A 2,871-nucleotide genomic window follows, 5' to 3' on the forward strand; every position below is an offset into this window, starting at 1 on the left:
CCTCAAAATCAGGCTTTAAAACACGAGTAGTATTATTACCAGTCTTATTATCAGTCTCATTAGAACTAACAACAACCACATTAGTAAAATTACCAACACGAGTAGTATTGAACGTTACAAAAATCATAGATACCTGACCAACCTTCAAAACACCATTGAAAGTCCAGACATGTTCACCATCAACTAATGAGTGATTCCACATGGAGGTTTTGCGATACGAATCATATACAAGACCTTCAGGAATGACTTCCCTGACCTTAACATCAGTCAAATCAGCCTCACCAGTATTGCGGACAACAATCTCAAAAGTAGTCTGACCACCTAAAACCACAGAAGAATCCAAAGCAATCTTTGAAACCTCAAAATCAGGTTTTAGAACAGTGGTAGTATTGTTTGATGTTTCATTTCCTGTTTTATTGGAACTTACAACAACAACATTTGTTAAGTTACCTAAGCGAGTAGTGTTGAATGTTATGTGTAAAACAGAAACCTGATCAACTATTAAAACACTGTTTAAAGTCCAAACATGTTTATTATTGATAATTGAATGATTCCACAAATCAGTCTCAAGATATGAAAGATAAACAAGACCTTCAGGAATTTCCTCAACAACCGTTACATTTTCTAAATCTATATCACCAATATTGCGAACAACGATTTCGAAAGTAGCATTATGGCCTAAAACCACATCTGTATCTAAAGCAATCTTTTCAACAGCCAATCCAGGATTATAAACTGTAGTAGTGTTATTGCCTTTAGTCTCATTAGTCACGTTAGACTTGGCAGTCACATTATTAACCAAAGTACCGTTAACCAAAGTCTTAAACCAAACGGTGAAAGTAGCATTCTCACCAACACCCAAATCATTCTGATAACTGAAAACATCACCATCCATAATCCAGACATCATCGTCAAAATGCTTTACATATTCCAACTCATCACGATTATACACCTCATTAACAGTAACATTACCCAAAACACAATCACCAGTGTTGCGAACAGTAATATTAAATGCAACAACATCACCAACATAAACAATACCAGAAACATTCAAAGCTATTTTTTCAACAGTCATATCAGGTTTATAAACTGTTGTAGTGTTATTGGTAGTTTTGTTTTCAGTTTCATTGGAACTTGCTGTTACAATGTTGGTAAAATTACCATTGCGAGTAGTATTGAAGTAAACTGTGAAGTTTGCAGTCTGACCAGGCAATAAAGTTTTGGCATAGGTAAATACAGTATTGTTTCTAATCCAGTCATTACCTTCATAAGTCAAGTAAACCAAACCTTCAGGAATGTTTTCTGTTACTTTAACATTTGTCAAGTTGAACAAACCTGTGTTGTTTACAATTATGGTGAAAGAAGCATTTTCACCGACATAAACACTTTTATTGTTAGCAATCTTTTCAACAGTCATATTCGGATGTTCAAATCTGACATTTATCATGAATAATGACTGCAATCTTTTATCAAGAATAGGATATGAAAATCCAAAGTCGAAAATAGCTATAGTAGTGTCATTGATAATCTTTATTGCACCACGGTCAGGAACATATGAACTATTTGTATAACTGCCTGCATTTGCTAAAATGGAAAGATATCCCTTTTCCAATTCGGAATTGTTTAACTCTAGATAATTATTATAAAAATAATTTTTCAGTTTATCCCAGACGCCTACGCCGTAACGGTCAACAATCAGATCATATCTAAATGATTCTATGAAGATGTCATCCATCATTGGCGACATTCCGGTTGTACCATTTGCACAGAAAATATAATATCCGTTTGATACGGGAGCATTATACGGTCTTGCATTTGTAAGATAATAAAACAGTTCCTGAGTGTCATTCGGATGATTATTATCATAGGTATTTTCATTTAAAACTATGCCAACAGGATTATATAACAATCCTCCACCATCAATTGCATTATTCAAACTAAATGAACAGTCTTCAACAATAGCATCAGATCTTACTATTAATGCACCTGCCCCATAATCAGCATTATTATCTGAAATAGTGGAATTTCTTAATATTGCATTATAACCAATCCAGAATATTGCACCACCAAACTCTGCAGTATTATTTGATAATTGGGAGTTAATTAACTGAGTATTATTTCCTTCAATATAAATACCTGCACCACGAGTCTCTTTAGGTGAAGAAAATGAGTCCTTAATAGTAATTGAATCGAATAAAGCATTTTCAGAAAGTGAGTAAATTGCACCGCCATTGGATGCGGAATTATTTATAAATTGAGAATTTCTTAAAACAGGGTTTTCTCCAACATAATAGATTCCAGCTCCTCTTATAGGACGATAATTGCTCTCAAATACTGAATTATTAATGAAAGAATTAGGTCCGTACATATATATAGTTCCACCATAATATTGAGCATAATTTTTAGTGAAACTGGAACCTGTAATAGTTCCGTCAGCACCCTGCCAATAAATAGCTCCTCCATAATAATTAGCACGATTTTCATCAAAATGAGAATCGATTATCTCTGCATCTGTCCCTCTCACATAAACAGCACCACCATAATATGCAGTATTGTTTGAAAACTGAGAGTTAACAATAGTGCTATTAACAGCACTTATGTAGACTGCACCTGCATAATTAGCACGATTGTCTGAAAAGGTAGAATTAGCAATAATTCCATTGGAACCTGTCCACCATACTGAACCGGCATAATTGGTTCCTCCATTACCATTAATGAAAGTAATATTATTTAAAACAACATCACACCCTGAATTTATTTTGAAAAAACGACAAGCACTTTGAGCATCGAATAAATGTCCATTACCGTTAATAATCAAACTGCGATTAATAATGATACTGCTGGTGAAAATCATATCATTTTGAATTTCAA

1 protein-coding gene is annotated in these 2,871 nt (G+C 33.8%); it reads right to left on the reverse strand.

The genetic code is table 11. The features are described from left to right. On the reverse strand, positions 1 to 2,871 hold a 2,871-nt coding region (locus IJQ68_RS09340), incomplete at both ends, for a hypothetical protein (protein ID WP_292799641.1).

Source organism: Methanobrevibacter sp., assembly GCF_017447225.1.
GTDB lineage: Archaea > Methanobacteriota > Methanobacteria > Methanobacteriales > Methanobacteriaceae > Methanocatella.